Consider the following 26,631-nt stretch of genomic DNA (forward strand, 5'->3'; position numbering starts at 1 on the left):
GGTGGGTTCACCTTACGAGCAGATCGCTCCCTTTCGAACGGTCGGTCGGCCGCGAAGAACGTGATGGATGCCACGCTCACCGGAGCGCGGGATGCGCATATCGGACGGCCGAGGACGGGGGCGCACCGCGTCCTGGCACGCGCCGGTGGCTCGCGCCGTGGCGCGCGTCCCTCGTAGTGGTGAGTTGAGACCTCTTCGAGACATGGCCCCCGCCACAGGCATATGCGGGCCGCCACATAAAGGATCACCTCGGATCCCGCCAACACCCTTTGATTCCTAGGCATTCAGGCCAACATGATCATGCAGAAACGTGCCTGCCAAGTAGTGCATTTGGGACCCGCCCCACCACCGTGCCGCGCCCTACTATCGGCTCGCCATGACAGCAGCAGGGAAACACCAGGTGAGCCGGACGGACACAACGCGCAGGGGGAGCCGGCAGGGCGGTCGGGCCGGGATCCGGGACGTAGCCGCCGCGGCCGGTGTCTCCATCACGACCGTCTCGGACGCGCTCAACGGCAAGGGACGGTTACCCGAAGCCACCCGCCGCCATGTACGCGAGGTCGCGGAACGGCTCGGCTACCGCCCGTCCGCGGCCGCGCGGACCCTCCGTACGGGCAAGTCGGGCCTGATCGGCCTGACCGTCACCACCTACGGGGATGAACCTTTCACCTTCACCGAGTTCGCGTACTTCGCCGAGATGGCACGGGCCGCGACCTCCGCCGCGCTCGCCCGCGGCTACGCCCTGGTGATCCTGCCCGCCACCTCGCAGCACGACGTGTGGTCCAACGTCGCGCTCGACGGGACCGTCGTCGTCGACCCGTCCGACCACGACCCCGTCGTCACCGAACTCGTGCGGCAGGGCCTGCCCGTCGTCTCGGACGGCCGGCCCGCCGGCACGCTGCCGGTCACCGCCTGGGTCGACAACGACCACGAGGCCGCCGTCCTCGACCTGCTCGACCACATGGCAGAGGCCGGCGCCCGCAGGATCGGCCTGCTCACCGGCACCACGACGGACACGTACACCCGCCTGTCCACGACGGCATACCTGCGCTGGTGCGAACGCGTCGGCCAGGACCCCGTGTACGAGTCGTACCCGGCCCACGACCCCTGCGCGGGCGCCGTCGCCGCTGACCGGCTGCTGGCACGCCCCGACCGGCCCGACGCGGTCTACGGCCTGTTCGACCCCAACGGCACCGACCTGCTCGCCGCCGCGCGCCGCTACGGCCTGCGCGTCCCCGAGGACCTGCTGCTCGTGTGCTGCAGCGAGTCGACCGTGTACGCCGCGACGGAGCCGCCGATCACCACACTCTCGCTGAAACCGCGCCACATCGGCACGGCCGTCGTGCAGCTCCTGATCGACGCCATCGAGGGAGTCGCCGCGGAAGCCCCCGTCGAGCGGGTGATACCGACCGAGCTCATCGTCCGCACCTCGTCCCAGCGCCGGCCGCCGCGCACGACGGTCAGCCCGCCGCGCTCACCCGCGAGCGACCGGCCCTGAGGGAGCGGCCCCGCGGGGCCGCGGCCCAGGTCCAGACCTCTGCATTTGGGGCGTTCAGCGTGAATTCGGCGAGCCGCCGGCGATCGCGCACGGATTCACCACCCCTGGTGCGTCACACATGACCGGCCGCATTCCTATGATGGGCGGACGACACCGCGGGCCTTTCCCTCCCTCAGGTGGGCAGACCCCCACCCGACCGGTCAGACCCGAGAGGTGTACGGCGGCGCGACGGTGGTGGAGGGGTCGATGACACAGGGGGCCGACGAGGGACCCGTGGTGCGTACGGCGACGTTGCGCGACTTCCGCGTGCCGCCCTACGCGCAGGTTCCCGTGGGGACGGGCGAGACGCCGCAGGAGCGGCAGGATCAGGCGCAGCCGGCCACCCCCGTCCATCCGGGCGATGCCGTCCCCGGCGACGAGGCGCCCGACGGCTACACCCCGACGGAGCGCGACCTCCCGGTCCTCACCGAGCAGGCCACCCCGGTCGAGACGCGCATCGAGGACACGGCCGCGGGCGAGCCGGCCCTCGGCCCGCTCTACGTGGTCGGCGACGTGCACGGCTACCTGGACGAACTCCTCGCGGCCCTCGCGGAACAGGGCCTCGTGGACGAGGAGGGCCGCTGGTCCGCCGGGACGGCGCGCCTCTGGTTCCTCGGCGACTTCACCGACCGGGGACCCGACGGCGTCGGCGTGATCGACCTGGTGATGCGGCTGTCCGCCGAGGCCGCGGCCGCCGGCGGCTACTGCAAGGCGCTCATGGGCAACCACGAGCTGCTGCTGCTCGGTGCCAAGCGGTTCGGCCCCACGCCGGTCAGCTCGGGCGCGGGCACGGCGACGTTCCACGCCGCCTGGCTGCTCAACGGCGGCCAGCAGGGCGACATGGAGCGCCTTCAGGACGTCCACCTCCAGTGGATGTCCCGCCTCGACGCCGTGGCCGAGGCGGACGGGCACCTGCTGATGCACTCCGACACCACGGCCTACCTGGACTACGGGACGACCATCGACGACGTCAACGACACCGTCCACCAGGTACTCACACGCAACGACGCCGACGAGTGCTGGGACCTGTTCCGCAAGCTGACCAAGCGCTTCGCGTTCCGCGACGACGGCCCGGGCGCCGCGCGTGAACTCCTCGACGCCTACGGTGGCCGGCGCGTCGTGCACGGCCACAGCCCCATCCCGTACCTGCTCGGCGAGGTCGGCACGGAAGACGCCGCCGACGCCGACGGCGGCTCCGGCCCCGTGGTGGAAGGACCGCACGTCTACGCGGAGGGGCTGGCCATCGCCATGGACGGCGGCGTGACCATGGCCGGAAAGCTACTGGTGGTCCGGCTCCCGCTCTAGGGCGGATTCCGTGCAGGGGCGGGTGCTTTTCCGAAAGTCCCTGTCACGGCGGCCCGGAGTCGCTCTACCATCGGCGTATCCGTAGCAGACTCTCCTCCGTTTCTGCCCACCGCACGTGCCACGACGGGCGGTTCGGCCCTACGGAGCATCGGGGGATGCACCATGAAGAGCGCTCCGCACCTGCTGGGCGAGGACCGCGCTGAATTCGAGCGCACACTCGACGAAGCGCTGCGCACCGCGCACGAACGCGCCGAACTCGCCGGGCTCGGCGAGGTACTGACCACCCGCCAGCTGCGTGCCATGGCGCTGGACGCGCAGCAGCTGATCGCGCAGGCGGCCGCCCCCGAGTACGAGCGCTACCGGGAGGTGCGCGAGGAACTGCGCGCGCCCCGCTCCCCGCTCGCACGGGAAGCGCCCCCGCCGGGCCCGGCGGGGGCGGCGGGGGCGGCCACCGCGGAAGCGGGCTCGGACGCCGAGTCGCTCCCTGCCCCCTCTGCCCCGTCCAGGCATCTCCCGGGCAGCTCCGTGCTCGGAGACCCGGCGAGGACGGGCGCGGGGGTGCTCGCCGTCGTCGCGGTGCTCGTCCCCGTCCTCGCGGCGATCGCGGCGGTGATCTTCCTGCTGGCGGGCTACCTGCTGCAGGCGGTCGGCCCCGCACACGCACTCGCCGGCGCGCTGATCGCCTTCGGCTGGTTCTTCGCCTCGGTGATGGCGCTCGGCATCCTGGCGGGCGGCATCGGCCTGGTGATCACCGCGCTGCGCAACGGCTCGACGCAGATACGCTCGGCGGACGAGGCACGCCGGCTCGCGCAGGCACGGGACGAGTGGCGCGCCGCGCTTCTCGATCGCGGCATCGTCCCGTACCTGCGGCGGGCCCTCAGGGAAGCGGACGCTTCGGCGCCCGTGTCGCGGTGGCAGGGCGAGGGCGGTCAGTTGCCGAAGATCGGCTACAGCCGCCCGGACTTCTCCAGCCCCGGCGAGGGCGCGACGAGGCGGCGGGGCCCCCGCTACTCGAGCCCGGACTTCAGCAGCCCGGACTACGGCGGCCCCGACCACCAGCCGGACTAGAAGCCGTACCGCGACGCCCCGCCCTGCCCCTGCGTCACTCGGCGAGTGGCAGGTAGACCCGGTTGCCCGCCGCCGCGAACTCGCGCGACTTCTCGGCCATGCCCTCCTCGATCCCCGCGGCGTCGATCTCCCCGGCATCGAGATCGCCACCGTGGCGGCGCCTGATGTCCTGGGAGATCTTCATCGAACAGAATTTCGGTCCGCACATCGAGCAGAAGTGCGCCGTCTTCGCGGGCTCCGCCGGCAGCGTCTCGTCGTGGAAGGCGCGGGCCGTGTCGGGGTCCATGGCCAGGTTGAACTGGTCCTCCCAGCGGAACTCGAAGCGGGCGTCCGACAGCGCGTCGTCCCACTCCTGCGCCCCCGGGTGGCCCTTCGCCAGGTCCGCGGCGTGTGCGGCGATCTTGTACGTGATGACGCCGGTCTTCACGTCGTCGCGGTCCGGCAGGCCCAGGTGCTCCTTCGGGGTCACGTAGCAGAGCATCGCGGTGCCCCACCAGGCGATCATCGCGGCGCCGATGCCCGAGGTGATGTGGTCGTAGGCGGGCGCGACGTCCGTCGTGAGGGGGCCGAGAGTGTAGAACGGCGCCTCCTCGCACACCTCCTGCTGGAGGTCGATGTTCTCCTTGATCTTGTGCATCGGCACGTGCCCGGGGCCCTCGATCATCGTCTGGACGCCGTGCCGCTTGGCGATCGTGTTGAGCTCGCCGAGCGTGTGCAACTCCGCGAACTGCGCCTCGTCGTTGGCGTCGGCGATGGAGCCGGGCCGCAGGCCGTCCCCGAGGGAGTAGGTGACGTCGTACGAGGCGAGGATGGCGCAGAGCTCCTCGAAGTGCTCGTAGAGGAACGACTCCTTGTGGTGCGCCAGGCACCATGCCGCCATGATCGAGCCGCCGCGCGAGACAATGCCCGTCTTGCGGCGGGCGGTGAGCGGCACGTAGCGCAGCAGCACGCCCGCGTGGACGGTCATGTAGTCGACGCCCTGCTCGGCCTGTTCGACGACGGTGTCGCGGTAGATCTCCCAGGTCAGCTCCTCGGCCTTGCCGTCGACCTTCTCCAGCGCCTGGTAGAGCGGCACGGTGCCGATCGGCACCGGGGAGTTGCGCAGCACCCATTCGCGCGTGGTGTGGATGTTGCGGCCGGTGGAGAGGTCCATGACGGTGTCGGCGCCCCACCGGGTCGCCCACGTCATCTTGTCGACCTCCTCCTCGATGGAGGACGTGACGGCCGAGTTGCCGATGTTCGCGTTGACCTTGACCAGGAACTTCTTGCCGATGATCATCGGCTCGATCTCCGGGTGGTTGACGTTGGCGGGCAGCACGGCACGGCCCGCCGCGATCTCCTCCCGCACGGTCTCGGGCGCGACGTTCTCCCGGATGGCGACGTACTCCATCTCGGGCGTGATCTCGCCGCGCCGCGCGTACGCGAGCTGCGTGACCCGCAGGCCGTCCCTGCCGCGGCGCGGCCGGCGCGGCCTGCCGGGGAAGACCGCGTCGAGGTTGCGCAGCCCGCCGCGCGGCGAGGTGTGCTTGAGGCCGTCGTCCTCGGGGCGGGCGGGCCGCCCCGTGTACTCCTCGGTGTCGCCGCGGGCGACGATCCAGTTCTCCCTGAGCGGCGCGAGGCCGCGGCGCACGTCCGTCTCGACGGCTGGGTCGGTGTACGGCCCCGACGTGTCGTACAGCGTCACGTCGCCGCCGTCCGTGAGGTGCACCCGCCGCACGGGCACCCGGAGGTCCGGACGCGAACCCTCCATGTACCCCTTGTGCCAGCCGATGGCGGACGTGTGTGTGTCCTGAACGGTCATCAGACCAGACTCCCTACGCCGGCATTACCCGGTAACAGGTTCGGCGGTCGGCGCAGCGTCGGGTGCGGGTGGTGGACACCACCACCGTCACCACACGTCAGCGCCCTCTCAGCCCGGTGCTCCGAGCTCCCGCGTGTGCAAAAGCGTATCCACGCTAGCGCCAGGGCCATGGGGATGGCCAGAGGGCCTGTGCCGCAGTCCGGTCGGACGGCGCCGGGTCAGCCGGCGTTCTCCTCGGCGAGGATGCGGCCGAGTTCCTTCTCGAGTGATCCCTCGAAGTCGCCGGCCACCTGCTCCTGGCCGAGCGGCACCAGTCTGTCCGTCCGGTCGAGGAAGGCGACGAGAGGCGCCGCGCTCACCCGGAACAGCGCGTGGTCGTCGCCGACCTGGAGCGTGATGTGGACGTCGGAGAGGTCCTCGGGCGCGGTCGGCGCGATGTGCACGTCGCCGTCCCCGCTCGGGACGTTGATCCCGTCGAGCAGCAGCTCACGCCCGAACGTCCAGGTCACGGGCGCGTCACCGGGCAGATGGAAGGTCATGCGCACCGCATAGGGATCTTCGGTTTCGTAGTGAAGCTCCACCGGGATCCGGAACGCGAGCTCCTCGGAGACGAGGAAGCTCATCTGGACCTCGGCCTGTACCGATTCGCGCATCATGCACCACTCCGGAGTAGATACGGCTAGGAATGATCCCCTTGCCCCCCTTGACTCAATCGTCCTGGAAGCGCTAACAGATCACAAGGAGTAATTTTTCAGATACTGATAGAGAAGGTTCCCGAGGTCAGCAGCTTGCTGATCTCTCTGCGTAACCGTTCGACGGTCGGCAGGAGTTCGTCTTCCCTGTCGAGTGGCACAGAAATGGCCATGGTCGCGGCGGCGGGGCCGACCGCTATGGGCAGCGCGGCGCATACGGTGCCGAGCGTGTACTCCTGACGTTCGATCACCGGGCGCAGCGGGTCGCGGGCCGTGCGGTCGAGAGCGGCGAGGCGGGTGAGCAGGGCGCCACGGCTGCGCACGGAGTGCGGGGTGAGCGACCAGACGGGATAGCGGTCCAGGTGGTCGCGGCGGGTGGCGCCGTCGAGTTGGCTCAGCAGGCACTGGCCGATCGCGTGCGCGTGTCCTGTGGCACGGAAGTCGGCCCACTCGTCGACGGCGGGCGTCTCGGGGGCGTCGGCGACCGAGACGAGCTCGATCTCGCCCTCGCGGTAGACCGCGAAGTAGACGGGCGCACCGACGCGGTCGCACAGTGACCGGAGCGTCTCGACGATCTTGCTGCGACGATTCTGCAGCGCCTCGTCCCTGGCGAGCCGGGGGACGGCCCCGCCGAGGCGGAACACGCCGTTCTCCCGGTGGAGGTAGCCCTCGTGCGCCAGGGTGCGCAGCAGGTGGTACGTGGTGGGGAGGGGCAGCCCTGCCTCGCGCGCGAGTTGCTTGGCAGGGGCCCCGTCCCGGTGGGCGCCGACGGATTCGAGCAGTCGCAGCGCGCGCTGCACCGAGCCGATCAGCGTAGGCGCCCCGACGTGCGTGGCAGCCGATCCATTGAGGGCTGTACGTGTTGCTGTGGCCAAGGGTCACCCCCAGCGGTGGGGACGAGCAGCTGCCCGCCCGCGGGGGCCGCCCCCGCGCACCCGCCGAGCCCCGGGGGGACCGCCAGGGCGCGGCAGAGACCAGTCACTCTAAGGGCACACCAGGGCCAAGGGTGGTTTCCCGTACGGCTTTCCCCCGCGCGGGCTAACCGGTTCTACCAGCCGTCGTGCGAGGACGACGATGAGGTGAACTTGCGTACGAGGAAGATGAGTCCGGCCACCAGGGCGACGAGGATGAGCGCCTTGAAGAGCAGCCCGATGACGAACCCGATGATGGTCGTGATCAGCCCGCCGAACACGACGAGGACGATCAGGGGCACCGCGACCCACTTCACCCACCAGGGCAGTCCAGCGAATATCTCCCGCCTTGCCATCGCCTCTACCTCACTCCTCCGGACCTCTCCGGCTCATGTCCGGCACGCCCCGTTCGCGGGACATCCGGTTGACGCTTTCGATGCTAGAAGGTCGGCGGGCGGAACGGGGGCCCGCCGTCCCCCGCTCTCCCCTGATCCGACCCTGAGTCCCTTCTCGGGGTCCGGCTCAGCGGCTCGGCTCAGCGGTTCGGCCGGCTCGGGCGGGCATGAGGGTGTTCAGCTCTCCGGCGGGGAGAACACGACCATGACCCGGAGGTCCTCCGTGATGTGGTGGAACTTGTGCGTGGTCCCGGCCGGCACGAAGACGACGCTGCCCCTGGCCACGTGGGTGGTCTCCATGCCCACGGTGATCGAAGCACGACCGCTCATCACGAGGTACACCTCGTCCTCTTTGTGCGGCTGCTGCCGGTCGGCCTCGCCCGCGTCCAGTGCGTAGAGCCCGAGCGACATGCTGCGCCCGCGCATGAACTGGAGGTAGGCGCCGTCGTTCGCGGCGCGCTCCGCCTCCAGGTCGTCCAGTCGGAATGCCTTCATGCCACGATCAGACCATGAAGATTTCCGCAGTCAAGACGAGCGCCGATGGCGAGGCGAAGCCGTGACCGGGCACGACAGTGCGTCCGGACGGGAGACGGGGGAGGGGACGCGCGCCGTACGCGCGGGGCTGCCGGAACCTGTCAAGTACGAGCCGACGCTGCCAGGACCGGTCTTCGCCGCGCACTTCCACCTGCCCGGCGAGCCGACAGGCCCCTACACGTACGGCCGCGACGAGAACCCGACCTGGACCCTGCTCGAGCGGGCCATCGGCGAGCTCGAGGCGCCGGGGCAGCGGACGGAGACCGTCGTCCTCGCATCGGGCATGGCCGCCATCTCCGCCGTGGCCCTCTCCCAGCTGCGGGCGGGCGACGTCGCCGTGTTCCCCGACGACGGCTACCAGGCGCTGCCGCTGCTGCACGACCAGCTCGCCGCCTACGGCGTCGAGGTGCGGACCGCGCCGACCGGCGGCAACGGGCAGCTGCGCGTGCTCGACGGCGCGAAGCTCCTGTGGATCGAGACGCCGTCCAACCCGGGCCTGGACGTCTGCGACATCCGCGAGCTTGCGGCGCGGGCCCATGCGGCGGGCGCGCTCGTCGCGGTCGACAACACCCTGGCCACACCGCTCGGGCAGCGGCCGCTCACCCTGGGCGCGGACTTCTCGGTCGCCAGTGACACCAAGGGCATGACGGGCCACGGGGATCTGCTGCTCGGCCACGTCACCGTGACCGACCCGGCGCTCGCCGCCTCCGTACGGCGCTGGCGCAAGATCGTCGGCGCCATCCCCGGGCCCATGGAGGCCTGGCTCGCGCACAGGTCGCTGGCGACGCTCCAGCTGCGCAACGACAGGCAGTGCGCCACCGCGCTGACCCTCGCGCACGCGCTGAGCGAGCGCCCGGAGGTCTCCGGGCTGCGCTACCCGGGCCTCCCCGGCGATCCGTCGCACCGCGTCGCGTCGCTGCAGATGCGGCGCTACGGCTCGGTGGTCTCCTTCCAGCTGCCGGGACGCGACGATGCGGAGCGCTTCCTCGGCGGGTTGCGGCTGGTGGACGACGCGACCAGCTTCGGCGGCGTGCGCTCGACCGCGGAGCGGCGCGGCCGCTGGGGCGGCGACGCGGTGCCCGAGGGGTTCATCAGGTTCTCGGTGGGCGCGGAGGACCCGGAGGACCTCGTCGCCGACGTCCTGCACGCTCTGGACGGGCTCGGCCCGGCGGGAACCGGCGCCACGGCCTGAGGAGGACGAACGGACGGCCCGAGCCTCCCCCCTCGTGGCTCGGGCCGTCCGTGTGCCCTCGTGAAGGGCTACGCCCACAAGGCTAGTTGACTGAGCGTCAGTGTTCAATCACAGTTTCCGCACTTGGTCTTTTCCGCCGCGGTCTCGACCGAGGCCCGGTGACAGCAGGGGTCACAGGAGTTTCGGCGGCCGCCCCACGGGCCAGCCTTCTCCCATGACCCAACGGCCCGTGGTCAAGCGCACCGCACGCGCCATCCTGCTCGACGGGGACGACCTGGTCCTGATCAAGCGCACCCGGCCGGGCGTGGCTCCCTACTGGGTCACACCCGGCGGAGGCGTAGAGGACACCGACCCCACTGTGATCGACGCGCTGCACCGCGAGGTCGACGAGGAACTGGGCGCGAAGATCACCGACGCGGTCCCCTGCTTCGTGGACACGGTCGAGCATGTCGCCGAGGGCGCCGGGGACGTAGCGGGCGTCAAGGTCCAGCACTTCTTCGTCTGCCGCCTGGAGTCCATGGACCCGTCGCTGCGGCACGGCCCCGAGGTGGACGAGCCGCAGGGCGAGTACGAGATCGTCCGGGTGCCGTTCAGCCGTGTCGGGATCGCCGCGGTCCATCTCGTCCCGCTGTCGCTGCGCCACTACCTGGACGGCAACATCGAGGGAGTACGCGCCATGCACGCACCCGACCTCGGCTGAGGCCTCACACAGCTGTTGTCTCGCGCACGAGTCACCCTCGCACGAGCGCGTAGGCGTCGCGCAGATCCCCGCCGCTGTAGGAGTGCGTGGCGATGTCCGCGACGTGGTGATCCGCGTTGACCGCGACCGCGCTCGGCACGACGCGGAACAGCTCCGCGTCCGACATCGAGTCCCCGTAGGCCACACAGTCCTCCAGGCGCAGCCCCAGTTCGCCGCAGAGCCGCGAGGCCGTGTGTACCTTGGCGGCGGGGCTGAGGATGCCCGAGGGCTCCACCGGCTCGGTAAAGGGCACGGCGGGCCAGACGGACGCATGGGCGGCGTGGACCCCCCAGTCGAGCAGCCGCTCCACGAAGAAGCTCGGCCCGAGCGAGATCACCGCGCAGTAGTCTCCCCGGGCGCGAATGTCGGCCCAGACGTCCCGTATGCCATCCAGCCACGGCGCCTGCTCGAAGGCCGCAGTCACATGGGCCAGCGTGAGGTCCGCCCAGATCTCCCTGGCCCGGACGGCGAAGTCGGCCGCCGGCAGACCGGCCGTGATGAATTCATGCTCCAGCTCCTCGATCTGGGCGGTCACCCCCAGCTGTCGGGATATTTCCACGGCTGCGGCCGATCCCCTGATCAGCGTGCCGTCGACATCGAAAAGGTGCAGCTTGGGTGCGGTCGCCATGGAGGGGACATTAGTACGGATGGGCGGGCCGGTGTCCGGCGCGTGTTTCACGTGAAACACGCGCCGGAATTCTTGGCCATTTTGCCTAAAGCGCTGGACGAACGATCAACGCCTCCGTCAGCCTGGGCCCATGTCGACACCGCTCGCAGAGGTTCCGATCCGGCCGCTGGCCTTGGGTGACCTGGCGTCCTGCGCAGAACTCGCGACCGACCGGGGCTGGCCGCCCGACGAGCGCAAGTGGCGGCTCCTGCTCACCGCCGGAACCGGATACGGGATCGACGATCCGAGCGGAACGGGCCTTGCGGGTGTCTGCGTGGTCACGCGGTACGGGACCCCGGGCACGGGCCGTGCCGGCGAGCTGTCGGTGATCGGCATGATGCTCGTGGCCGCGCGCCATGAGCGCCAGGGCCTGGGGCAGCGATTGATGCGGCACGTGATGCAGGAAGCCGGCAACGCCCCGCTTGCGCTGTACGCCACCCGTTTCGGACAGCCCCTCTACGAGCGGCTCGGGTTCGTGGTGACCGGCCAGAACGTCAAAGTGCGCGGACGGCTCCTGCCCCCGCCACCGCAGGACGGCCTCTCACCCGAAGGAATCACAGTCCGCACCGCCACCGCCGACGACCTGCCGGCGATCGTGCGCCTCGACACCGAGGTCTTCGGCGTCGACCGCACTTTGATGGTCACCCGCTTTCCGGCCTTCGCGGAACAGCTGCGGGTCGCCGTGGACGGCTCGGACGTCATCGGCTACGCGGCCACCTGGGCCAGCACGGACGCCGATGTGATCGGTCCCCTGATCGCCCGGGACACGCCGACGGCCAAGGCCCTGATCGCCTCGCTCGCCTCGTCCACCGATCGCCCCCTGCGCACCGACATCGACGCCTGCCACGAAGGGCTGCTGGCCTGGCTCAAGGAGCACGGCCTGGACGTGGTCGTCACCGGCGCCGTGATGGTCCACGGGACCGACGGCCTGCCGTGCGACCGGAGCCGCCGCTTCGCGCCGCTGACCATGGCTACGCTCTGAGAAACCGGAGCGACCCACGCTCGCGCCTCGCCTAGGCTCACGATCATGACGGACGAAGCTGACGAAGACCTGGTGATACGCCGCGCCACCCAGGACGACATTCCCGCGGTCGTGGCGATGCTGGCCGACGACGCCCTCGGCGCGCAGCGCGAGTCCCCGGACGACCTGGCCCCCTACGAGAAGGCGTTCCAGCGCCTGGGCGCCGACCCGAACCAGCACCTGATGGTCGCGGTGCGCGGCGGCCGGATCGTCGGCACCCTGCAGCTCTCGATCGTGCACGGCCTGTCCCGGCGAGGCGCCACACGCGCCATCATCGAGGGGGTCCGCGTGCACGCCGACGAACGCGGCAGCGGCCTGGGCACGCGCTTCATCACCTGGGCCATCGATGAGGCACGGCGGCAGGGTTGCCAGGTGGTCCAGCTCACCTCGGACGCCACCCGCACCGACGCACACCGCTTCTACGAGCGGCTGGGGTTCACGGCCTCGCACCTCGGCTTCAAGTTGGCCCTGTGACGGCACGGTGGATGTTTCACGTGAAACGGACCACCGTGCCGCATCCGGTCAGCGCCAGCCGTCGCCGTCCACGCCGCCGGGAACGGCCTCGGCAGGGTCGTAGGGCTGCCGCGTGAGGACGAACGTGCCGAGGTCGAGATGGCTGACCGAGCCGTCCGCGCTTCGGACGATGCGCAATGCCTCCCCCGCGTAGTACCCGTCGAGCCCTCGCCAGGTCCGCCCGACGGAGACCTCACCGGCCCCGTCGGTGTTCGCGGTGGCGACGAACCGTGATCCCCGGCCGGAGCCGGACAGGGGGTAGAGCTCCAAGCCACCGTCGGCGACGAGTTTCAGCCCATAGGCGTTGGTGCCCCAGTACCACTGGCCCGCGATCTCCAGCAGCCCGTTGTCGAAGTTCTCCATGGGGCGCCAGGCGTCGGGGATGCGGGGCTCGGCGTCCGCGACCGTGGCCAGGAGGTCCGCGGCGATCGCGCCGATCGCCGGGCCCGAGGTCGCGTTGGCCAACGCGACCGACACGAGCCCCTCGTCGCCATGCGTCCAGAGGCAGGCCAGGAAGCCGGGCAGCGACCCCGTGTGCCCTGCGAGCGTCCGCCCGCCGCGCTGCGCGAGCTGGACACCGAGTCCGTAACCACTCGCCCAGTCGTCCGGCTCCGGCGGCGCCGAGGGTGCCCGCATCTCGCGCACGGATTCGGCGCTCAGCACGCGCGCATCGCCTCGGACGAGGAACGCGCCGAACCGGCAGAGGTCCCCGGCGGTCGACCACAACTGCCCCGCCGGCGCCATCACGCCAAGGTCCTGGAGTGGCTCAGGAAGCATCGCGTCGGCCCACGGATGGACGGCCCAGCCGCCCGCGTGGGGCGCCGCCGGCTGCACCGTCGTACGGCCGAGCGACAACGGCAGCAGGATCTCGCGGCGCAGCACCTCGGCCCAGGTGTCCTGGCGCAGCCGTTCCACCACCGCGCCGAGCAGCGCGTACCCCGGGTTGGAGTAGTGGTGCCGCCGCCCGGCCGGGTGCAGGACGGCCCCGTCGCCGAGTGTGTCCGACAGCGCGGGCCGCAGCGAGCCGGGCGTCCGCTCCCACCAGTCCCCCGGCGGTTCAGCCCGCAACCCGCCGCTGTGGGACAGCAACTGGTGGATCGTCAATTCTCCTGCTCCGGTGCCGGGAAGGTGCTTCTCCAGCGGGTCGCCCAGGTCGAGCAGGCCCTCGTCGCGCAGCCGCATCACCAGGACGGCGGTGAACGTCTTGGTGATGGACCCGATCCTGTACTGCGTGTCCACGTCGGGTACGTGCCCGTCCACACAGCTGCGCGCCCCGGACCAGGACAGGAGGCCGTCTCGCGCCACCGCGGCGACGAGGGAGGGCGAGCGCCCCTCGGACTGCCCCACGGCGACGCGGTGCAGCAGTGCGCGCTGCGTGGTGGGCAGCAGGGGATCCGGTCGGGCGGGGTCAGTGGATGATGACGTCATACCCCACAACTACCCGACGCGGGGTGGAGGTGCTTACGTCTGGGCCATGTCCACGAAGCGGGAGTAGTGACCCTGGAAGGCGACCGTAATGGTGGCCGTCGGGCCGTTGCGGTGCTTGGCCACGATCAGGTCCGCCTCGCCGGCGCGCGGGGACTCCTTCTCGTAGGCGTCCTCGCGGTGGAGGAGGATCACCATGTCCGCGTCCTGCTCGATGGAGCCCGACTCACGCAGGTCGGAGACCATCGGCTTCTTGTCCGTGCGCTGTTCGGGGCCGCGGTTGAGCTGGGAGAGCGCGATGACCGGCAGTTCGAGCTCCTTGGCGAGGAGCTTGAGGTTGCGGCTCATGTCCGAGACCTCCTGCTGACGGCTCTCGATGCGCTTGGAGCCGCCCGACTGCATCAGCTGGAGGTAGTCGATGACGACCAGCCGCAAGTCGTTTCGTTGCTTCAGGCGGCGGCACTTGGCCCTGATCTCCATCATGGACAGGTTCGGCGAGTCGTCGATGTACAGCGGCGCCTGCGTGACCTCAGGCATGCGGCGGGCCAGCCGCGTCCAGTCCTCGTCCGTCATCGTCCCCGAGCGCATGTGGTGCAGCGCGACCCGAGCCTCCGCCGAAAGCAGGCGCATCGCGATCTCGTTGCGCCCCATCTCCAGCGAGAAGATGACACTCGGCAGATTGTTCTTGATGGACGCCGCCCGGGCGAAGTCCAGCGCAAGCGTCGACTTGCCCATCGCGGGGCGTGCCGCGATCACGATCATCTGGCCGGGGTGCAGGCCGTTCGTGAGCGAGTCGAAGTCCGTGAAACCCGTCGGCACGCCCGTCATCTCGCCGCTGCGGGAGCCGATCGCCTCGATCTCGTCGAGGGCGCCCTCCATGATGTCGCCGAGCGGCAGGTAGTCCTCGCTGGTGCGCTGCTCGGTGACGGCGTAGATCTCGGCCTGCGCCGAGTTCACGATCTCGTCGACGTCACCGTCCGCCGCGTATCCCATCTGCGTGATCCTGGTGCCGGCCTCCACCAGGCGGCGCAGCACCGCGCGCTCGTGGACGATCTCCGCGTAGTAGGAGGCGTTCGCCGCGGTGGGCACCGACTGCACCAGCGTGTGCAGGTAGGAGGCGCCGCCGATCCGGCCGATCTCGCCGCGCTTGACCAACTCGGCGGCCACCGTGATCGGGTCGGCGGGCTCGCCCTTCGCGTACAGGTCGAGGATGGCCTGGTAGACGGTTTCATGGGCAGGCCGGTAGAAGTCCTGGCCCTTGAGCACCTCGACGACGTCCGCGATGGCGTCCTTGGACAGCAGCATGCCGCCGAGCACGGACTGCTCCGCGTCGAGGTCCTGGGGCGGTACTCGCTCGAAGCCGGATCCGCTGTCCCACGCGGCCTCGGAGCCCCGGTCGTGCCGCTCGTCCCGGCCGCCGCGGTCGTCACCGCGGCGCTGCCGCGACATGGTGCGGCGCTCGTCGGGACCGGCGTCGGTCCAGGGGTTGTCCAATGGCTCGGGGATGCTCACCGGCCACCTCCTCACATCCGCTCCGCGGACCTCGCCGTGCCACTCTTTCTACGGCACGACACTGACAAAACGAGAGGGCTGGCTCCGGTCTCGGCGCGTCGGACGCCGGTCCACGGTAGGCCTGCCCGCACCGTCAGCCAATCTGGTTATCCACAGGCCATGTGGATGAGCGATTCAATGCTGTGGAGAACCTCACCGTTCCTGTGCACGAAGCGGGGGACAGCTCTGTGGACAAGATGGAGCGCCTCCGATAACACCAGCCTTGACCTGCGGCTTTGCCATCCACCGGCTGTGGGGGAGAAAAATTTTCCCGGACAGCACAAGATCGGAGCAAAGGCAGGCACCCCGGTTGTCCGCAGCAAGCAACCGTAAGTGCCCATTAGGCATTGCACCTCTTACCTGTGGAAGACTAGATTGGGTGCCATGACCCAGGTCCCCTCCCCGCCCAGGGCTGCCCTGCGCCATGACCGCCGCCGCCATGACCGGGAGATCGTCGCACTCGCCGTGCCGGCCTTCGGGGCGCTCGTCGCCGAGCCTCTTTTCGTCATGGTGGACAGCGCCATCGTCGGCCACCTCGGGACCCGGGAGCTCGCGGGTCTCGGGGTCGCGGCGGCGCTGCTGACCACCGCGGTGAGCATCTTCGTCTTCCTCGCGTACGCCACCACCGCCGCCGTCGCGCGGCGCGTCGGCGCGGGCGACCTCAAGGCCGCCATCCAGCAGGGCATGGACGGGATCTGGCTGGCTCTCCTGATCGGTGCCGCCGTCATCGCCGTCACCCTGCCCGCGGCCCCCTGGCTGGTGAGCGCGTTCGGCGCGTCGGACACCGCGGCGCCGTACGCGGCCACCTACCTGCGCGTCTCCAGCCTCGGCATCCCCGCCATGCTGATGGTGCTCGCGGCGACGGGAGTCCTGCGCGGCCTGCAGGACACCAGGACCCCGCTCTACGTGGCCGTCGGAGGGTTCACGGCCAACGCCGTGCTCAACGTCTCGCTGGTCTACGGCGCCGGGCTCGGCATCGCCGGCTCCGCGTGGGGCACGGTGATCGCCCAGTACGCCATGGCGGCCGCCTACCTGGTCGTCGTCGTACGCGGAGCACGCCTGCACGGGGCGTCCCTGCGCCCCGACGCGGCGGGGGTCCGGGCGAGCGCGCGGGCCGGCGTGCCCCTGCTGGTCCGTACGCTCTCGCTCCGCGCCGTCCTCCTCATCGCCACCGCCGTGGCGGCACGTCTCAGCGATGTGGACATCGCGGCGCACCAGGTGGTGCTGTCGCTGTGGAGCCTGACCGCATTCGCCCTGGACGCGATCGCCATCGCGGGCCAGGCGATCATCGGCCGCTACCTGGGAGCCGGCGACACGGACGGAGCGCGGCAGGCGTGCCGCAGGATGGTGCTCTGGGGGCTCCTCACGGGGGTGGTGATCGGCGTGCTGATCGTGGCGGCCCGTCCGTTGTTCATCCCGCTGTTCACCGGGGACGCGACCGTGCGAGCGGCGCTGCTTCCCGCGCTGCTGGTGGTGGCGGTCACGCAGCCGGTCGCGGGCATCGTGTTCATCCTGGACGGCGTGCTGATGGGGGCGGGGGACGGCGTCTACCTGGCGGGCGCGATGGTGGTCACGCTGGCGGTCTTCGCCCCGGTCGCGCTGGCCGTACCGGCGCTCGGTGGCGGGCTGACGGCCGTGTGGTGGTCGATGGGTTTGATGATGCTCGTTCGCCTGGTGACGCTCGCGTGGCGCATGCGGTCCGGCCGCTGGATGGTCACCGGCGCCACCCGCTGACTCGACGACCGACCGGACGTTTCACGTGAAACGTCCGCCCACCGGCACCAGGACCCGCACAGGCGAAGGGCCGCACCCCCGAGGGGGTGCGGCCCTTCCCTGCCGAGGCGCCACCGTCAGGCGGAGACGACCTCGACGCCGAGCTTCGCGGAGACCTCGGGGTGCAGACGCACCGAGATCTGGTGTCCGCCCAGCGTCTTGATGGGCGCGCCGAGCTCGATGCGGCGCTTGTCGACCTCAGGACCGCCGGCCGACTTGATCGCCGAGGCGAGGTCGGCCGGGGTGACGGAGCCGAACAGGCGGCCCGCGTCGCCGGAGCGCACGGCCAGGCGCACGTTCACGCCTTCGAGGCGGGCCTTGATCTCGTTGGCCTGCTCGATGGTGGCGATCTCGTGGATCTTGCGGGCGCGGCGGATCTGCGCCACGTCCTTCTCGCCGCCCTTGGTCCAGCGGATCGCGAACCCGCGGGGGACGAGGTAGTTGCGGGCGTAGCCGTCCTTGACATCGACGACGTCGCCCGCGGCGCCGAGGCCGCTGACCTCGTTGGTGAGGATGATCTTCATGATGCGGTCACCCTCCCTTAGCGCGCGGTGGACGTGTAGGGCAGCAGCGCCATCTCACGGCTGTTCTTCACGGCCGTGGCGACATCGCGCTGGTGCTGGGTGCAGTTACCGGTGACCCTGCGGGCACGGATCTTGCCGCGGTCGGAAATGAACTTCCGCAGCATGTTCGTGTCCTTGTAGTCCACGTACTGGGTCTTGTCCTTGCAGAATGCGCAGACCTTCTTCTTAGGCTTGCGCACAGGCGGCTTCGCCATGGTGTTTCTCCTGTGTGATCAAGAAGTGTGGGTGCGAGCCCGCTCTTCCGGAACGCCCCTCGACGAGAGGGCCGCTCTAGAAGGGGGGCTCGTCCGAGTAGCCGCCGCCCGAGCCGCCCGAGCCGCCGGAGCTGCCGCCCCAGCCACCCCCGCCGCCCTGCGGCGCCTGCTGGCCACCGGAGGGGGCGCTGGTCGCCCAGGGGTCGTCGGCCGGAGCACCGCCGCCGGAGCTACCGCCCCAGCCGCCGCCTCCGCCGCCGCCCTGCTGGCCGCCACCGCCGTAGCCGCCCTGGCCGCCACGGCCCGTGGTCTTGGTGACCTTGGCAGTGGCGTTCTTCAGGCTGGGGCCGACCTCGTCGACGTCCAGCTCGTAGACCGTCCGCTTGACGCCCTCGCGGTCCTCGTAGGACCGCTGCTTGAGCCGGCCCTGGACGACGACGCGCATGCCGCGCTGCAGCGACTCGGCGACGTTCTCCGCAGCCTGGCGCCACACCGAGCAGGTCAGGAACAGGCTTTCGCCGTCCTTCCACTCGTTGGTCTGGCGGTCGAACATGCGGGGGGTCGACGCGACGCGGAACTTCGCGACCGCGGCCCCCGACGGCGTGAAGCGCAGCTCGGGGTCGTCGACAAGGTTGCCGACTACCGTGATGACGGTCTCGCCTGCCATGGATGGAACCTCTCGGCGGGGATTGCGCGGGAATGCTTGGCTGTGCTGCTACTCGTTACTCGCTGCCGAGCCTCGGCTCAGTGGGTCTCGGGACGCAGCACCTTGGTCCGGAGGACCGACTCGTTCAGCTTCATCTGCCGGTCGAGCTCCTTGACGACCGCAGGCTCGGCCTGGAGGTCGATGACCGAGTAGATGCCCTCGGGCTTCTTGTTGATCTCGTAGGAGAGACGACGACGGCCCCAGGTGTCGACCTTCTCGACCTTTCCGTCGGCCTCACGGACGACGGAGAGGAAGCTCTCGATCAGCGGGGAGACAGAACGCTCCTCGAGATCGGGGTCGAGGATGACCATCACCTCGTAGTGACGCATGTGGAACCCACCTCCTTTGGACTCGGCGGCCACGGTCGTTCCGTGGCAGGAGGGTCGTGATGCGTGAGCAACGGTATCGGCCGCCTCTGACAATCGGCCGGCGAACCGGCTCTGGCAGACCTGGGCAGACACCGCCGCAGACCGTACAGGCTACCCGGACATGCCCGTCCGGTTGAAATCCGCCCGCACCCGGGCACAATCTGGGTACATCGGGTACGCGCGGCGCTACCACGCGCCGCCGGTCAGCCAGGAGGTGCCTCATGGCACAGGCAATGCATCCGAACACGTCACGCGGCTCCCTCTTCGCCTCCGACGGGAAGCCCCACCCCTTGCAGGACTCCCTCATGGCCGCGACGCTCGTCCTCGGGCTGCTGGCCTTCGTGACCGCCTGGTTCCACAACCTGTCGCTGCTGACCTCGTGGGTCGGCCTCGTCGGGATCATCGTGGGCGCGTACACGCAGTACGTCTCCATCACCACGCGCGAGCGCTTCCTGACCATCCTCGGCCTCGGCGCGGCCGCGATCGGCTTCTTCCTCGGCATGGCACACGGCGGGCTCTTCGTCGCCTGAGCGCGGCGGGCCGGTCGCGGCCGGCCCGTCACAGCCGCCGTCGGCCAGGCCGACGCTCCCGGGGCGCAGTAGGCTTCGGCGCGTGACCCGGAGCCCCACGTACCCACTGGGGACACACCCGCCGAGGAGCGCCCCCGCATGAGCCTGCCCCAGAGCAAGAGCCTGGTCCTCAGGACCATCAGCCGTGAGCAGCATCTGGCGTACATCCAGAGCCTGCCCTCCGCCAGCCACTGCCAGGTGCCCGCATGGGCCGACGTGAAGACGGAGTGGCGCTCGGAGAACCTCGGCTGGTTCGACTCGACCGGCCGGCTGGTCGGCGCGGGGCTCGTGCTGTACCGGCAGCTGCCCAAGATCAAGCGCTACCTCGCGTACCTGCCGGAGGGCCCGGTCATCAACTGGCACGCGCCCAATCTGGACGAGTGGCTGCAGCCGATGCTCGCGCACCTCAAGCAGCAGGGCGCCTTCTCGGTGAAGATGGGGCCTCCGGTGGTGATCCGCCGCTGGGACGCGGCCGCCATCAAGTCCGGCATCCAGGACCCGGACGTGAAGCGCCTGCGCGACGTCGAGGCCACCCACATCGAGCCGCGCGCGTTCGAGGTGTCCGACCGGCTGCGGAAGATGGGCTGGCAGCAGGGCGAGGACGGCGGCGCCGGCTTCGGCGACGTGCAGCCCCGCTACGTCTTCCAGGTGCCGCTGGCGAACCGGTCACTCGACGAGGTGCTCAAGGGCTTCAACCAGCTGTGGCGCCGCAACATCAAGAAGGCCGAGAAGGCGGGCGTCGAGGTCGTGCAGGGCGGCTACAACGACCTCGCCGAGTGGCAGCGCCTGTACGAGATCACGGCGGAGCGCGACCACTTCAGGCCGCGGCCCCAGTCCTACTTCGAACGCATGTGGACGGTCCTGAACACCGAGGACCCGAACCGCATGCGGCTCTACTTCGCCCGCCACGAGGGCGAGAACGTCGCCGCCGCGACGATGCTGATCGTCGGCGGCCACGTCTGGTACTCCTACGGCGCCTCCGCGAACCACAAGCGCGAGGTGCGGCCGTCGAACGCCATGCAGTGGCGCATGCTGCGCGACGCGTACGCGATGGGCGCGACGGTCTACGACCTGCGCGGCATCTCCGACTCGCTGGACGAGACCGACCACCTCTTCGGGTTGATCCAGTTCAAGGTGGGCACCGGCGGCGAGGCCGTCGAGTACATCGGCGAGTGGGACTTCCCGCTGAACAAGCTCCTCCACAAGGCGCTGGACATGTACATGTCCCGACGCTGACCGCCCATACGCTTCCCCGAGAACGTTCGAGAAACAGCTGACGGCTACGGCAGCCGAGAGAAAGGTCCAGGACCGGCATGGCGCTCTCCCTCTACGTCGACACCGCGCGCTGGCGGGCGCACCAGAAGTCGGTCATCGATCAGTTCCCCGGCATCGTGCCCGTCTGCAAGGGCAATGGGTACGGCTTCGGGCACGGGCGGCTCGCGGAGGAGACGACCCGTTTCGGTTCCGACATGCTCGCCGTCGGCACGATCTACGAGGCCGCGAGCATCAAGGACTGGTTCAGCGGCGACCTGCTGGTCCTGACCCCGTTCAGGCGCGGCGAGGAGCCGGTGCCGCTGCCGGACCGCGTGGTCCGCTCCGTCTCGTCCATCGACGGCGTGTACGCGCTGGTGGGCGCGCGCGTGGTCATCGAGTGCATGAGCTCCATGAAGCGCCACGGCGTCAAGGAGGACGAGCTCGGCCAGCTGCACGCGGCCATCGAGGACGTGCGTCTCGAAGGCTTCGCGCTGCACCTGCCGCTCGACCGCACGGACGGCTCGGACGCCGTCGAGGAGGTCATCGCGTGGATGGACAGGCTGCGCGCGGCCCGGCTCCCGCTGCACACGATGTTCGTGAGCCACCTGAAGGCCGACGAGCTGGCCAGGCTGCAGCAGCAGTTCCCGCAGACCCGCTTCCGCGCGCGCATCGGCACCAAGCTGTGGCTCGGCGACCATGACGCGACCGAGTACCGGGGCGCGGTCCTCGACGTCACCCAGGTCGTCAAGGGCGACCGGTTCGGCTACCGCCAGCAGAGGACGGCGGCCGACGGCTGGCTCGTGGTCGTCGCCGGGGGCACGTCACACGGCGTGGGGCTCGAGGCCCCGAAGGCGGTGCACAGCATGACGTCGCGGGCGAAGGGCGTGGCGCGCGCGGGGCTCGCCACGGTCAACCGCAACCTGTCGCCGTTCGTCTGGGCAGGCAAGCAGCGCTGGTTCGCGGAGCCGCCGCACATGCAAGTGTCGATCCTTTTCGTGCCGTCGGACGCTGAGGAGCCGAAGATCGGCGACGAGCTGGTGGCGATCCTGCGCCACACGACGACGCAGTTCGACCGGCTCGTCGACCGCTGAGCGCTCGGCGCGCCGCGCGGCTTGAGCGTGGGACGCGCCGCCGCCGGGCGCGCGGCAGGCCGACAGTGCCGCACGCGTGCGGCCCAGGGCCCAACGGCGGCCGGGCCGCACGAGCCGGGGCGGCGTGCCTCGGTACCCCTCACGCCGCGGGTGCGCGCAGCCGACGATCACGGCCGGCAGGCCCTGACGCCGAAGCCCGGGCGCCAGGCGCCACCGCCGTGCTCGTCACCGCCCGGCGTGCGGGCCCGTGCGGACCGGGGGCTAGCCGTGGTGCCTGCCCTTCCCCCGCGCCTGGGGCTCCCACTCGCCGGTGTCCCACTCGTCGCGGCCCCACTCGACCCGCCGCCCGGTGCCCCCGTCGCCGTCCCCGTCCCCGTCCTCGTCGGCGGCGAGGCGTGCGCGCGCCGCCTCGCCCAGGACGAAGACGTCGGGCGCGCGGTCCAGCACGCCGCCCGACGGGTCGTCCCCGCCGTCGGCGCGCACCGGGTCGCGCTCGGGCATCAGCGCGTCCCGCACGACCATCGCGCACAGGAACAGCGTGCCCGCCAGGTGCAGGGCGATCGCGAGCTGGTACCCCTGCGCGGGCAGCCCCTTGTGCGCGTCGCCGCTGGTCGTGTACGCGAGGTACATCCAGATGCCGAGGAAGTACATGACCTCGCACGCCTGCCACACCAGGAAGTCGCGCCAGCGCGGCCGCGCGAGCGCCGCGAGCGGCACGAGCCAGAGCACGTACTGCGGCGAGTACACCTTGTTGGCCAGGATGAACGCGGCGACGACGAGGAAGGCGAGCTGCGCGAACCGCGGCCTGCGCGGCGCCATCAGCGCCAGCGCGCCGATGCCGGCGCAGGCGAGCACCATCAGCAGGACGGAGTACGTGTTGACCGGCCCGACGTCGTTCGTGAACGCGCCGGTCCGCTGGTTGATGATCAGCCAGAACGACCCGAAGTCCACCGGCCGCGACTGGCTGAACGTGTAGAACTTCTTCCACCCCTCGGGTGCCGCCAGCATCACCGGCAGGTTCACCACGAGCCAGGCGCAGGCGGCGCCCAGCAGCGCCGTCCCGTACGCCCGCCACTTGCCGGCCCGCCAGCACAGCACGAGCAGCGGCCCGAGGATCAGCACCGGATACAGCTTCGCCGCCGTGGCCAGCCCGATGAGGACGCCGAACGCGACCGTCCTGCCCCGCGTCCACATCAGCATCGCGGCCGCCGTCAGGGCGACGGCCAGCAGGTCCCAGTTGATCGTGGCGGTCAGCGCGAACGCGGGCGCGAGCGCCACCAGCAGGGCGTCCCAGGGGCGGCGCCTGTGGATGCGGGCCGTGCACACGGCGATGATCGCGGCGCAGACGAGGAGCATCGCCGCGTTCGCCATCCAGTAGGCCTGCTCGCGGCCCATCAGGTCGGCGTCACCCGACGTGAACAGCGAGGTGATCCAGGAGGCGACCTCCATGAACAGGCCTGTGAGCACGGGGTACTCCAGGTAGTCCATGTCGCCGTTCAGGCGGTCGAAGTACGGCACGAGCCCGTCGGAGAAGCCGCGCGCCTGGAAGAGGTGCGGTACGTCCGAGTAGCAGGCGTGCGTGTACTGGGAGCTGGCGCCGCGGAACCACGCCCAGTCGTAGCACGGCAGCTTCTGGACCATGCCGAGCGCGAACATGCCGATCGCGACGAGCGCGACGACGCGCACGGGCGTGAGCCAGCTCGCTCTGGCGTACGCCCAGCGCCCGAAGGGGCCGCCGATCAGCTCGCTGCCGGCCGCGGCGATCCGGTCGCGGCGGGTGGGCGCGACGTCGGCCGCCTCCTGGGGCGCGACGGACGTACCGGCGGGTGCGGAGGTGTCTTCTGCGCTGGGCATGGCGCCCATCCTGCCGTACCGCGCCGGCGCCGTGGCTGCCTGCCTACGTGACCGGGCCGCCGAAGATGCCTCCCGTGTCTCCGTTGCCGCCGCTGTCGCTGCCGGGTTGCGAGTCGGACGGCGACGGGTCCGTACCTCCGTCGGTGCCGCCGTTGCCTCCCGTGCCGCCGTTGCCCCCGGTGCCACCGTTGCCGCCACCGGTGCCGTTCTGGCCACCGTCGGAGCAGCCGCCCCACCACGAGTTGCAGGTGTCGGAAGGCGACGGCGGCGGCGAGATGCCGGACGGGGTCGTCGACGGCGACGGCTGCGTGGACGGGGATGTGGAGGTCGACGGGGACGTGGACGGCGAGGTGGAAGGCGAGGGCGGCGGGGAGTGCAGGCCACCGCCGAAGACCGACTTGCCGATGGGCTGGGGCTTCGTGAACTTCATGACAGGGGTGTTCGACAGCGCGTCCGTCATGTAGTCGCGGAAGATCTCCGAGGGGAACGACGCACCCTGGATGGTGGTTTGGCCACCCGTGCCGTACATCGACAGGAACTTGTGGTCGCCCTTCGCGCTGTCGTCCATGCGGTACATGTCCACGGCCGTCGACAGCTGCGGGGTGTAGCCGACGAACCAGGCGGACTTGTTCTCGTCGGTCGTACCGGTCTTGCCCGCCAGTTCCCGACCGGGAACCTTTGCGTTGGTGCCCGTGCCCTTGTCGACGACAGTCCGCAGCACGTCGGTCACGTTGTCCGCGACCTGAGCGGGCATCGCCTGCGTGACCTTGTTCTGGTGCTTGTAGACCTCCTTGCCGCGCTTGAGGACCTTCGTCACCGAGTACGGCTCGCGCTGCTTGCCGTGCTGGGCGAAGGTGCCGTACGCGCCGGCCATGCGGATGGCGCTCGGGTCGGAGATGCCGATGGAGAACGACGGCACGTCGGACTTGCTCAGCTGGCTCGCGGACAGACCGGCCTTCTCGGCCTCCGTGCGCACGGTCGGGATGCCCACATCCATGCCGAGCTGCACGAACGCGGAGTTCACGGACTCACGCATGGCCTCGCGCAGGCTGATCGACGGCCGGTTGTACCCCTCGTCGTTGGGCTGCAACCACTCCTTGCCGCTCTTGTCCACCCAATCCTTGCCTGTGTAGTCCTTGACCTTGTACATGTTCTTGCCCGGGTAGCGGCTGGTGTCCGGATTGACCGGCGTCCGCTCGGAGTCGGGCTGGTCGGGGCCGAGGTCCGGGTCTCTCTTCCCGTGCTCCATGGCGGCGGCCAGCACGAACGGCTTGAAGGTCGATCCGACCTGGGCGCCGGTGAAGTCGGCGTTGTCGGTGAAGTGCTTCGTGGCGTCCTCACCGCCGTAGATCGCCACGATCTTCCCCGTCTGCGGTTCCACGGACGCGCCGCCGAACTGCACGTACTTGTCCTTCTTGGGCCGCTTCTCGGGGTCGATGTTGGCCTTGCGCACCTTCTCGACGGACTTCTCGAGCTGGTCGACCTTCTTCTTGTCGAAGGTCGTGTAGATCTCGTAACCGCCGTGGGAGAGGTCGTCCGCCGTGATGCCCTGGCTGTTGTGGGCGACGTACGACTTCGCGAGGTCCACCAGGTAGCCGACCTGGCCACTGAGCTGGTGGGACTTCTTCGGCTGGTCGTAGTCGGGAAGCGTCTTGTACGTGGCGCGCTTCGCGGCGCTCAGCTTGTGGTCCTGGACCATCTGGTCGAGGATCCAGCTCCACCGCTGCGTCTCGCGCTTGGTGTTCGCCTCGTGCGTCGCGTTCGGGTTCAGTCCCGGGTTTCCCGCAGGGTCGTAGAGCGTGGCGCCCTTGAGCAGCGCGGCGAGGAAGGCGCACTGGCTCGGGTTGAGGTTCTTGGCGTCCGTGCCGAAGTACGCGCGCGACGCCGCCTGGATGCCGTAGGCGCCCCTGCCGTAGTAAGAGGTGTTCAGGTAGCCGGCCAGGATCTGGCGCTTGTCCATCTTGGTGCCGACCTTGATGGAGATGAACAGCTCCTTGACCTTGCGGCTCAGCGTCTGGCTCTGGTCTCCGAGGCGGGCGTTCTTGACGTACTGCTGGGTGATCGTGGAGCCGCCCTGCGTCTCCTCGCCCTTCGCCATGTTGAGGACGGCGCGCGCGATGCCCTGGGGGTCGATGCCCGAGTCCGTGTAGAAGGACTTGTTCTCCGCGGAGACCACCGCGTCCTGCATCGCCTTGGGGATCTGGTCGATGCCGATGATCTGGCGGTTGCGCTCGCCTCCGGTGGAGACCATCGGGGAGCCGTCCGACCAGTAGTAGACGTTGTTCTCCGCCTTGGCCGCCAGGCTCACCTGCGGCAGTCCCACGAGCGCGTAGGCGGCCGAACCGGCGGCCAGTATCGAGCCGAAGAAGCCCAGCACGAGCGCGCCCGACAGTCTCCAGGACGGCACCCAGCGGCGCCAGCCGTACTTCTCGAAGCGCGGGTAGTCGATGAAGCGCTTCTTGGCGGGCCCGCGGCCTTTGCCGCGCCCGCCGGCCCCCGGCCCTGTGCCGGCCCCGCGCCTGCGGCCGCCGCGCTGGGCCGCGCGCCGGGCCGCGGCGCGGCCGGCGTACGGCTGCTCGTCCTCCCCGTGCGGGCCTGCGGGCGACGCCGCGGCCCCTTCGCGGGAGGGGGCGGCGCGGCGGCCGGACGGCTGCTGGGCCGTGCGCCTGGCCGCGGCACGTCCGCCGCCTTGGGGCTGCGGCGGTTTGCGACGGTGCTCGCTCATGGAACGACTACTCCTCGGGCAGGCGAGTGCGCCTGGAAGCGGCAGTGGTGTTCCGGCCCCCCGGCACGGCCCCGGTCCGCCGGGCGTCCGTGGTCGTCCGCCCTGGCTTCGCTGGGCCCGTGCGCGCGACGCTCCCTCGCGTCGCAGGGGTCCCGGTGGTCT

25 protein-coding genes and 1 riboswitch are annotated in these 26,631 nt (G+C 70.4%); of the genes, 11 read left to right on the top strand and 14 right to left on the bottom strand.

The genetic code is table 11. The features are described from left to right. The first annotated feature begins 376 nt into the window (after window positions 1-376). The 3 genes from IH48_RS0118460 to IH48_RS0118470 all read left to right on the top strand — a co-directional run bounded on the left by IH48_RS0118460 (window position 377) and on the right by IH48_RS0118470 (window position 3,910). The gene (locus tag IH48_RS0118460; RefSeq protein WP_037842505.1) at window positions 377-1,498 is read left to right on the top strand and encodes a LacI family DNA-binding transcriptional regulator; all 1,122 of its coding nucleotides are present in this window, start codon (window positions 377-379) and stop codon (window positions 1,496-1,498) included. 246 nt (window positions 1,499-1,744) lie between these two features. After that, on the top strand, window positions 1,745-2,842 hold the full coding sequence (locus IH48_RS0118465) for a metallophosphoesterase (RefSeq protein WP_030905304.1): 1,098 nt from the start codon (window positions 1,745-1,747) through the stop codon (window positions 2,840-2,842). Window positions 2,843-3,004: 162 nt separating this feature from the next. Next, entirely contained in the window at window positions 3,005-3,910 is a 906-nt protein-coding gene (locus tag IH48_RS0118470; protein ID WP_030905308.1) for a DUF6247 family protein, read from the top strand. Between the two features lie 34 nt (window positions 3,911-3,944). Here IH48_RS0118470 and thiC read toward each other — a convergent pair whose 3' ends face one another. The 5 genes from thiC to IH48_RS0118495 form a co-directional block, all read right to left on the bottom strand. Further along, window positions 3,945-5,711: a phosphomethylpyrimidine synthase ThiC gene (thiC, locus tag IH48_RS0118475; RefSeq protein WP_030905311.1), complete on the bottom strand. Its 1,767-nt coding sequence runs from the start codon at window positions 5,709-5,711 to the stop codon at window positions 3,945-3,947. Next, a riboswitch (TPP riboswitch) is annotated at window positions 5,705-5,854 on the bottom strand. Its footprint overlaps the gene before it by 7 nt. Before the next feature lie 75 nt (window positions 5,855-5,929). Further along, on the bottom strand, window positions 5,930-6,364 hold the full coding sequence (locus IH48_RS0118480; RefSeq protein ID WP_030905314.1) for an SsgA family sporulation/cell division regulator: 435 nt from the start codon (window positions 6,362-6,364) through the stop codon (window positions 5,930-5,932). Window positions 6,365-6,462: 98 nt separating this feature from the next. Continuing rightward, the gene (locus IH48_RS0118485) at window positions 6,463-7,215 is read right to left on the bottom strand and encodes a helix-turn-helix domain-containing protein (RefSeq protein ID WP_051840207.1); all 753 of its coding nucleotides are present in this window, start codon (window positions 7,213-7,215) and stop codon (window positions 6,463-6,465) included. 236 nt (window positions 7,216-7,451) lie between these two features. After that, complete coding sequence (locus IH48_RS0118490) at window positions 7,452-7,670, bottom strand: DUF5326 family protein (protein WP_030905320.1); 219 nt, start codon at window positions 7,668-7,670, stop codon at window positions 7,452-7,454. Window positions 7,671-7,886: 216 nt separating this feature from the next. Continuing rightward, window positions 7,887-8,204 (bottom strand): cupin domain-containing protein, encoded by a 318-nt coding sequence (locus IH48_RS0118495; RefSeq protein WP_030905323.1) that lies wholly within the window; start codon window positions 8,202-8,204, stop codon window positions 7,887-7,889. A 61-nt stretch (window positions 8,205-8,265) separates the two neighbouring features. Here IH48_RS0118495 and IH48_RS0118500 point away from each other — a divergent pair, with 61 nt between their 5' ends. Together IH48_RS0118500 and IH48_RS0118505 are read left to right on the top strand one after the other, a co-directional pair. Next, window positions 8,266-9,435 (top strand): cystathionine gamma-lyase, encoded by a 1,170-nt coding sequence (locus tag IH48_RS0118500; protein ID WP_030905326.1) that lies wholly within the window; start codon window positions 8,266-8,268, stop codon window positions 9,433-9,435. A 214-nt stretch (window positions 9,436-9,649) separates the two neighbouring features. Beyond that, on the top strand, window positions 9,650-10,135 hold the full coding sequence (locus IH48_RS0118505; protein ID WP_030905329.1) for an NUDIX domain-containing protein: 486 nt from the start codon (window positions 9,650-9,652) through the stop codon (window positions 10,133-10,135). Window positions 10,136-10,166: 31 nt separating this feature from the next. On the opposite strand, the gene IH48_RS0118510 is transcribed toward IH48_RS0118505, so the two are convergent. Continuing rightward, window positions 10,167-10,802: an HAD family hydrolase gene (locus tag IH48_RS0118510; protein ID WP_030905332.1), complete on the bottom strand. Its 636-nt coding sequence runs from the start codon at window positions 10,800-10,802 to the stop codon at window positions 10,167-10,169. Window positions 10,803-10,932: 130 nt separating this feature from the next. Here IH48_RS0118510 and IH48_RS0118515 point away from each other — a divergent pair, with 130 nt between their 5' ends. Then, window positions 10,933-11,823, top strand: a complete 891-nt coding sequence (locus tag IH48_RS0118515; RefSeq protein WP_030905335.1) for a GNAT family N-acetyltransferase — start codon at window positions 10,933-10,935, stop codon at window positions 11,821-11,823. Between the two features lie 45 nt (window positions 11,824-11,868). Continuing rightward, window positions 11,869-12,336 (top strand): GNAT family N-acetyltransferase, encoded by a 468-nt coding sequence (locus tag IH48_RS0118520; RefSeq protein ID WP_030905338.1) that lies wholly within the window; start codon window positions 11,869-11,871, stop codon window positions 12,334-12,336. 48 nt (window positions 12,337-12,384) lie between these two features. On the opposite strand, the gene IH48_RS0118525 is transcribed toward IH48_RS0118520, so the two are convergent. Both IH48_RS0118525 and dnaB read right to left on the bottom strand, forming a co-directional pair. Further along, window positions 12,385-13,803 carry a serine hydrolase domain-containing protein gene (locus IH48_RS0118525; RefSeq protein ID WP_030905341.1) on the bottom strand — a complete coding sequence of 473 codons (1,419 nt, stop codon included), beginning with the start codon at window positions 13,801-13,803 and terminating at the stop codon, window positions 12,385-12,387. 33 nt (window positions 13,804-13,836) lie between these two features. Continuing rightward, on the bottom strand, window positions 13,837-15,294 hold the full coding sequence (dnaB, locus tag IH48_RS0118530; protein WP_051840098.1) for a replicative DNA helicase: 1,458 nt from the start codon (window positions 15,292-15,294) through the stop codon (window positions 13,837-13,839). 441 nt (window positions 15,295-15,735) lie between these two features. Between dnaB and IH48_RS0118535 the strand changes: the two genes are divergently transcribed. After that, window positions 15,736-17,085: an MATE family efflux transporter gene (locus IH48_RS0118535; RefSeq protein WP_030905347.1), complete on the top strand. Its 1,350-nt coding sequence runs from the start codon at window positions 15,736-15,738 to the stop codon at window positions 17,083-17,085. A gap of 116 nt (window positions 17,086-17,201) precedes the next feature. On the opposite strand, the gene rplI is transcribed toward IH48_RS0118535, so the two are convergent. From rplI to rpsF, 4 genes are all read right to left on the bottom strand, one after another. Beyond that, complete coding sequence (gene rplI, locus IH48_RS0118540) at window positions 17,202-17,648, bottom strand: 50S ribosomal protein L9 (protein WP_030905350.1); 447 nt, start codon at window positions 17,646-17,648, stop codon at window positions 17,202-17,204. 17 nt (window positions 17,649-17,665) lie between these two features. Beyond that, window positions 17,666-17,902 carry a 30S ribosomal protein S18 gene (gene rpsR / locus IH48_RS0118545; protein WP_003967857.1) on the bottom strand — a complete coding sequence of 79 codons (237 nt, stop codon included), beginning with the start codon at window positions 17,900-17,902 and terminating at the stop codon, window positions 17,666-17,668. A gap of 76 nt (window positions 17,903-17,978) precedes the next feature. After that, window positions 17,979-18,569 (bottom strand): single-stranded DNA-binding protein, encoded by a 591-nt coding sequence (locus IH48_RS0118550; protein WP_030905352.1) that lies wholly within the window; start codon window positions 18,567-18,569, stop codon window positions 17,979-17,981. A gap of 77 nt (window positions 18,570-18,646) precedes the next feature. After that, the gene (gene rpsF / locus IH48_RS0118555) at window positions 18,647-18,937 is read right to left on the bottom strand and encodes a 30S ribosomal protein S6 (protein ID WP_030905355.1); all 291 of its coding nucleotides are present in this window, start codon (window positions 18,935-18,937) and stop codon (window positions 18,647-18,649) included. A gap of 260 nt (window positions 18,938-19,197) precedes the next feature. On the opposite strand from rpsF, the gene IH48_RS0118560 reads away from it, so the two are divergent. The 3 genes from IH48_RS0118560 (at window position 19,198) to IH48_RS0118570 (ending at window position 21,890) form a co-directional block, all read left to right on the top strand. Continuing rightward, a complete protein-coding gene (locus IH48_RS0118560; protein ID WP_030905359.1) occupies window positions 19,198-19,506 on the top strand; it encodes a hypothetical protein in 309 nt (102 codons plus the stop codon). Window positions 19,507-19,644: 138 nt separating this feature from the next. Next, window positions 19,645-20,781 carry a lipid II:glycine glycyltransferase FemX gene (locus tag IH48_RS0118565; RefSeq protein ID WP_030905362.1) on the top strand — a complete coding sequence of 379 codons (1,137 nt, stop codon included), beginning with the start codon at window positions 19,645-19,647 and terminating at the stop codon, window positions 20,779-20,781. 77 nt (window positions 20,782-20,858) lie between these two features. Beyond that, window positions 20,859-21,890, top strand: a complete 1,032-nt coding sequence (locus IH48_RS0118570; protein WP_030905365.1) for an alanine racemase — start codon at window positions 20,859-20,861, stop codon at window positions 21,888-21,890. 261 nt (window positions 21,891-22,151) lie between these two features. Here the strand turns inward: IH48_RS0118570 and IH48_RS0118575 are convergent, their stop codons facing one another. After that, window positions 22,152-23,744: a glycosyltransferase 87 family protein gene (locus IH48_RS0118575; protein WP_078849841.1), complete on the bottom strand. Its 1,593-nt coding sequence runs from the start codon at window positions 23,742-23,744 to the stop codon at window positions 22,152-22,154. A 43-nt stretch (window positions 23,745-23,787) separates the two neighbouring features. Next, a complete protein-coding gene (locus IH48_RS0118580; RefSeq protein WP_030905371.1) occupies window positions 23,788-26,469 on the bottom strand; it encodes a transglycosylase domain-containing protein in 2,682 nt (893 codons plus the stop codon). Window positions 26,470-26,631 lie beyond the last annotated feature (162 nt).

This window comes from Streptomyces sp. NRRL F-5126 (assembly GCF_000721265.1).
Lineage (GTDB): Bacteria > Actinomycetota > Actinomycetes > Streptomycetales > Streptomycetaceae > Streptomyces.

Excerpts from the sequence above, each read along its gene's own strand:
- rpsF (WP_030905355.1), bottom strand. The coding sequence starts at position 18,937 with ATGCGTCACTACGAGGTGATGGTCATCCTCGACCCCGATCTCGAGGAG.
- IH48_RS0118495 (WP_030905323.1), bottom strand. The coding sequence starts at position 8,204 with ATGAAGGCATTCCGACTGGACGACCTGGAGGCGGAGCGCGCCGCGAAC.
- rplI (WP_030905350.1), bottom strand. The coding sequence starts at position 17,648 with ATGAAGATCATCCTCACCAACGAGGTCAGCGGCCTCGGCGCCGCGGGC.
- IH48_RS0118570 (WP_030905365.1), top strand. The coding sequence starts at position 20,859 with ATGGCGCTCTCCCTCTACGTCGACACCGCGCGCTGGCGGGCGCACCAG.
- rpsR (WP_003967857.1), bottom strand. The coding sequence starts at position 17,902 with ATGGCGAAGCCGCCTGTGCGCAAGCCTAAGAAGAAGGTCTGCGCATTC.
- IH48_RS0118525 (WP_030905341.1), bottom strand. The coding sequence starts at position 13,803 with ATGACGTCATCATCCACTGACCCCGCCCGACCGGATCCCCTGCTGCCC.
- IH48_RS0118505 (WP_030905329.1), top strand. The coding sequence starts at position 9,650 with ATGACCCAACGGCCCGTGGTCAAGCGCACCGCACGCGCCATCCTGCTC.
- IH48_RS0118560 (WP_030905359.1), top strand. The coding sequence starts at position 19,198 with ATGGCACAGGCAATGCATCCGAACACGTCACGCGGCTCCCTCTTCGCC.
- IH48_RS0118535 (WP_030905347.1), top strand. The coding sequence starts at position 15,736 with ATGACCCAGGTCCCCTCCCCGCCCAGGGCTGCCCTGCGCCATGACCGC.
- thiC (WP_030905311.1), bottom strand. The coding sequence starts at position 5,711 with ATGACCGTTCAGGACACACACACGTCCGCCATCGGCTGGCACAAGGGG.
- IH48_RS0118460 (WP_037842505.1), top strand. The coding sequence starts at position 377 with ATGACAGCAGCAGGGAAACACCAGGTGAGCCGGACGGACACAACGCGC.
- IH48_RS0118510 (WP_030905332.1), bottom strand. The coding sequence starts at position 10,802 with ATGGCGACCGCACCCAAGCTGCACCTTTTCGATGTCGACGGCACGCTG.
- IH48_RS0118490 (WP_030905320.1), bottom strand. The coding sequence starts at position 7,670 with ATGGCAAGGCGGGAGATATTCGCTGGACTGCCCTGGTGGGTGAAGTGG.
- IH48_RS0118565 (WP_030905362.1), top strand. The coding sequence starts at position 19,645 with ATGAGCCTGCCCCAGAGCAAGAGCCTGGTCCTCAGGACCATCAGCCGT.
- IH48_RS0118480 (WP_030905314.1), bottom strand. The coding sequence starts at position 6,364 with ATGCGCGAATCGGTACAGGCCGAGGTCCAGATGAGCTTCCTCGTCTCC.
- IH48_RS0118550 (WP_030905352.1), bottom strand. The coding sequence starts at position 18,569 with ATGGCAGGCGAGACCGTCATCACGGTAGTCGGCAACCTTGTCGACGAC.
- IH48_RS0118470 (WP_030905308.1), top strand. The coding sequence starts at position 3,005 with ATGAAGAGCGCTCCGCACCTGCTGGGCGAGGACCGCGCTGAATTCGAG.
- IH48_RS0118575 (WP_078849841.1), bottom strand. The coding sequence starts at position 23,744 with ATGCCCAGCGCAGAAGACACCTCCGCACCCGCCGGTACGTCCGTCGCG.
- IH48_RS0118515 (WP_030905335.1), top strand. The coding sequence starts at position 10,933 with ATGTCGACACCGCTCGCAGAGGTTCCGATCCGGCCGCTGGCCTTGGGT.
- IH48_RS0118520 (WP_030905338.1), top strand. The coding sequence starts at position 11,869 with ATGACGGACGAAGCTGACGAAGACCTGGTGATACGCCGCGCCACCCAG.
- IH48_RS0118465 (WP_030905304.1), top strand. The coding sequence starts at position 1,745 with ATGACACAGGGGGCCGACGAGGGACCCGTGGTGCGTACGGCGACGTTG.
- IH48_RS0118580 (WP_030905371.1), bottom strand. The coding sequence starts at position 26,469 with ATGAGCGAGCACCGTCGCAAACCGCCGCAGCCCCAAGGCGGCGGACGT.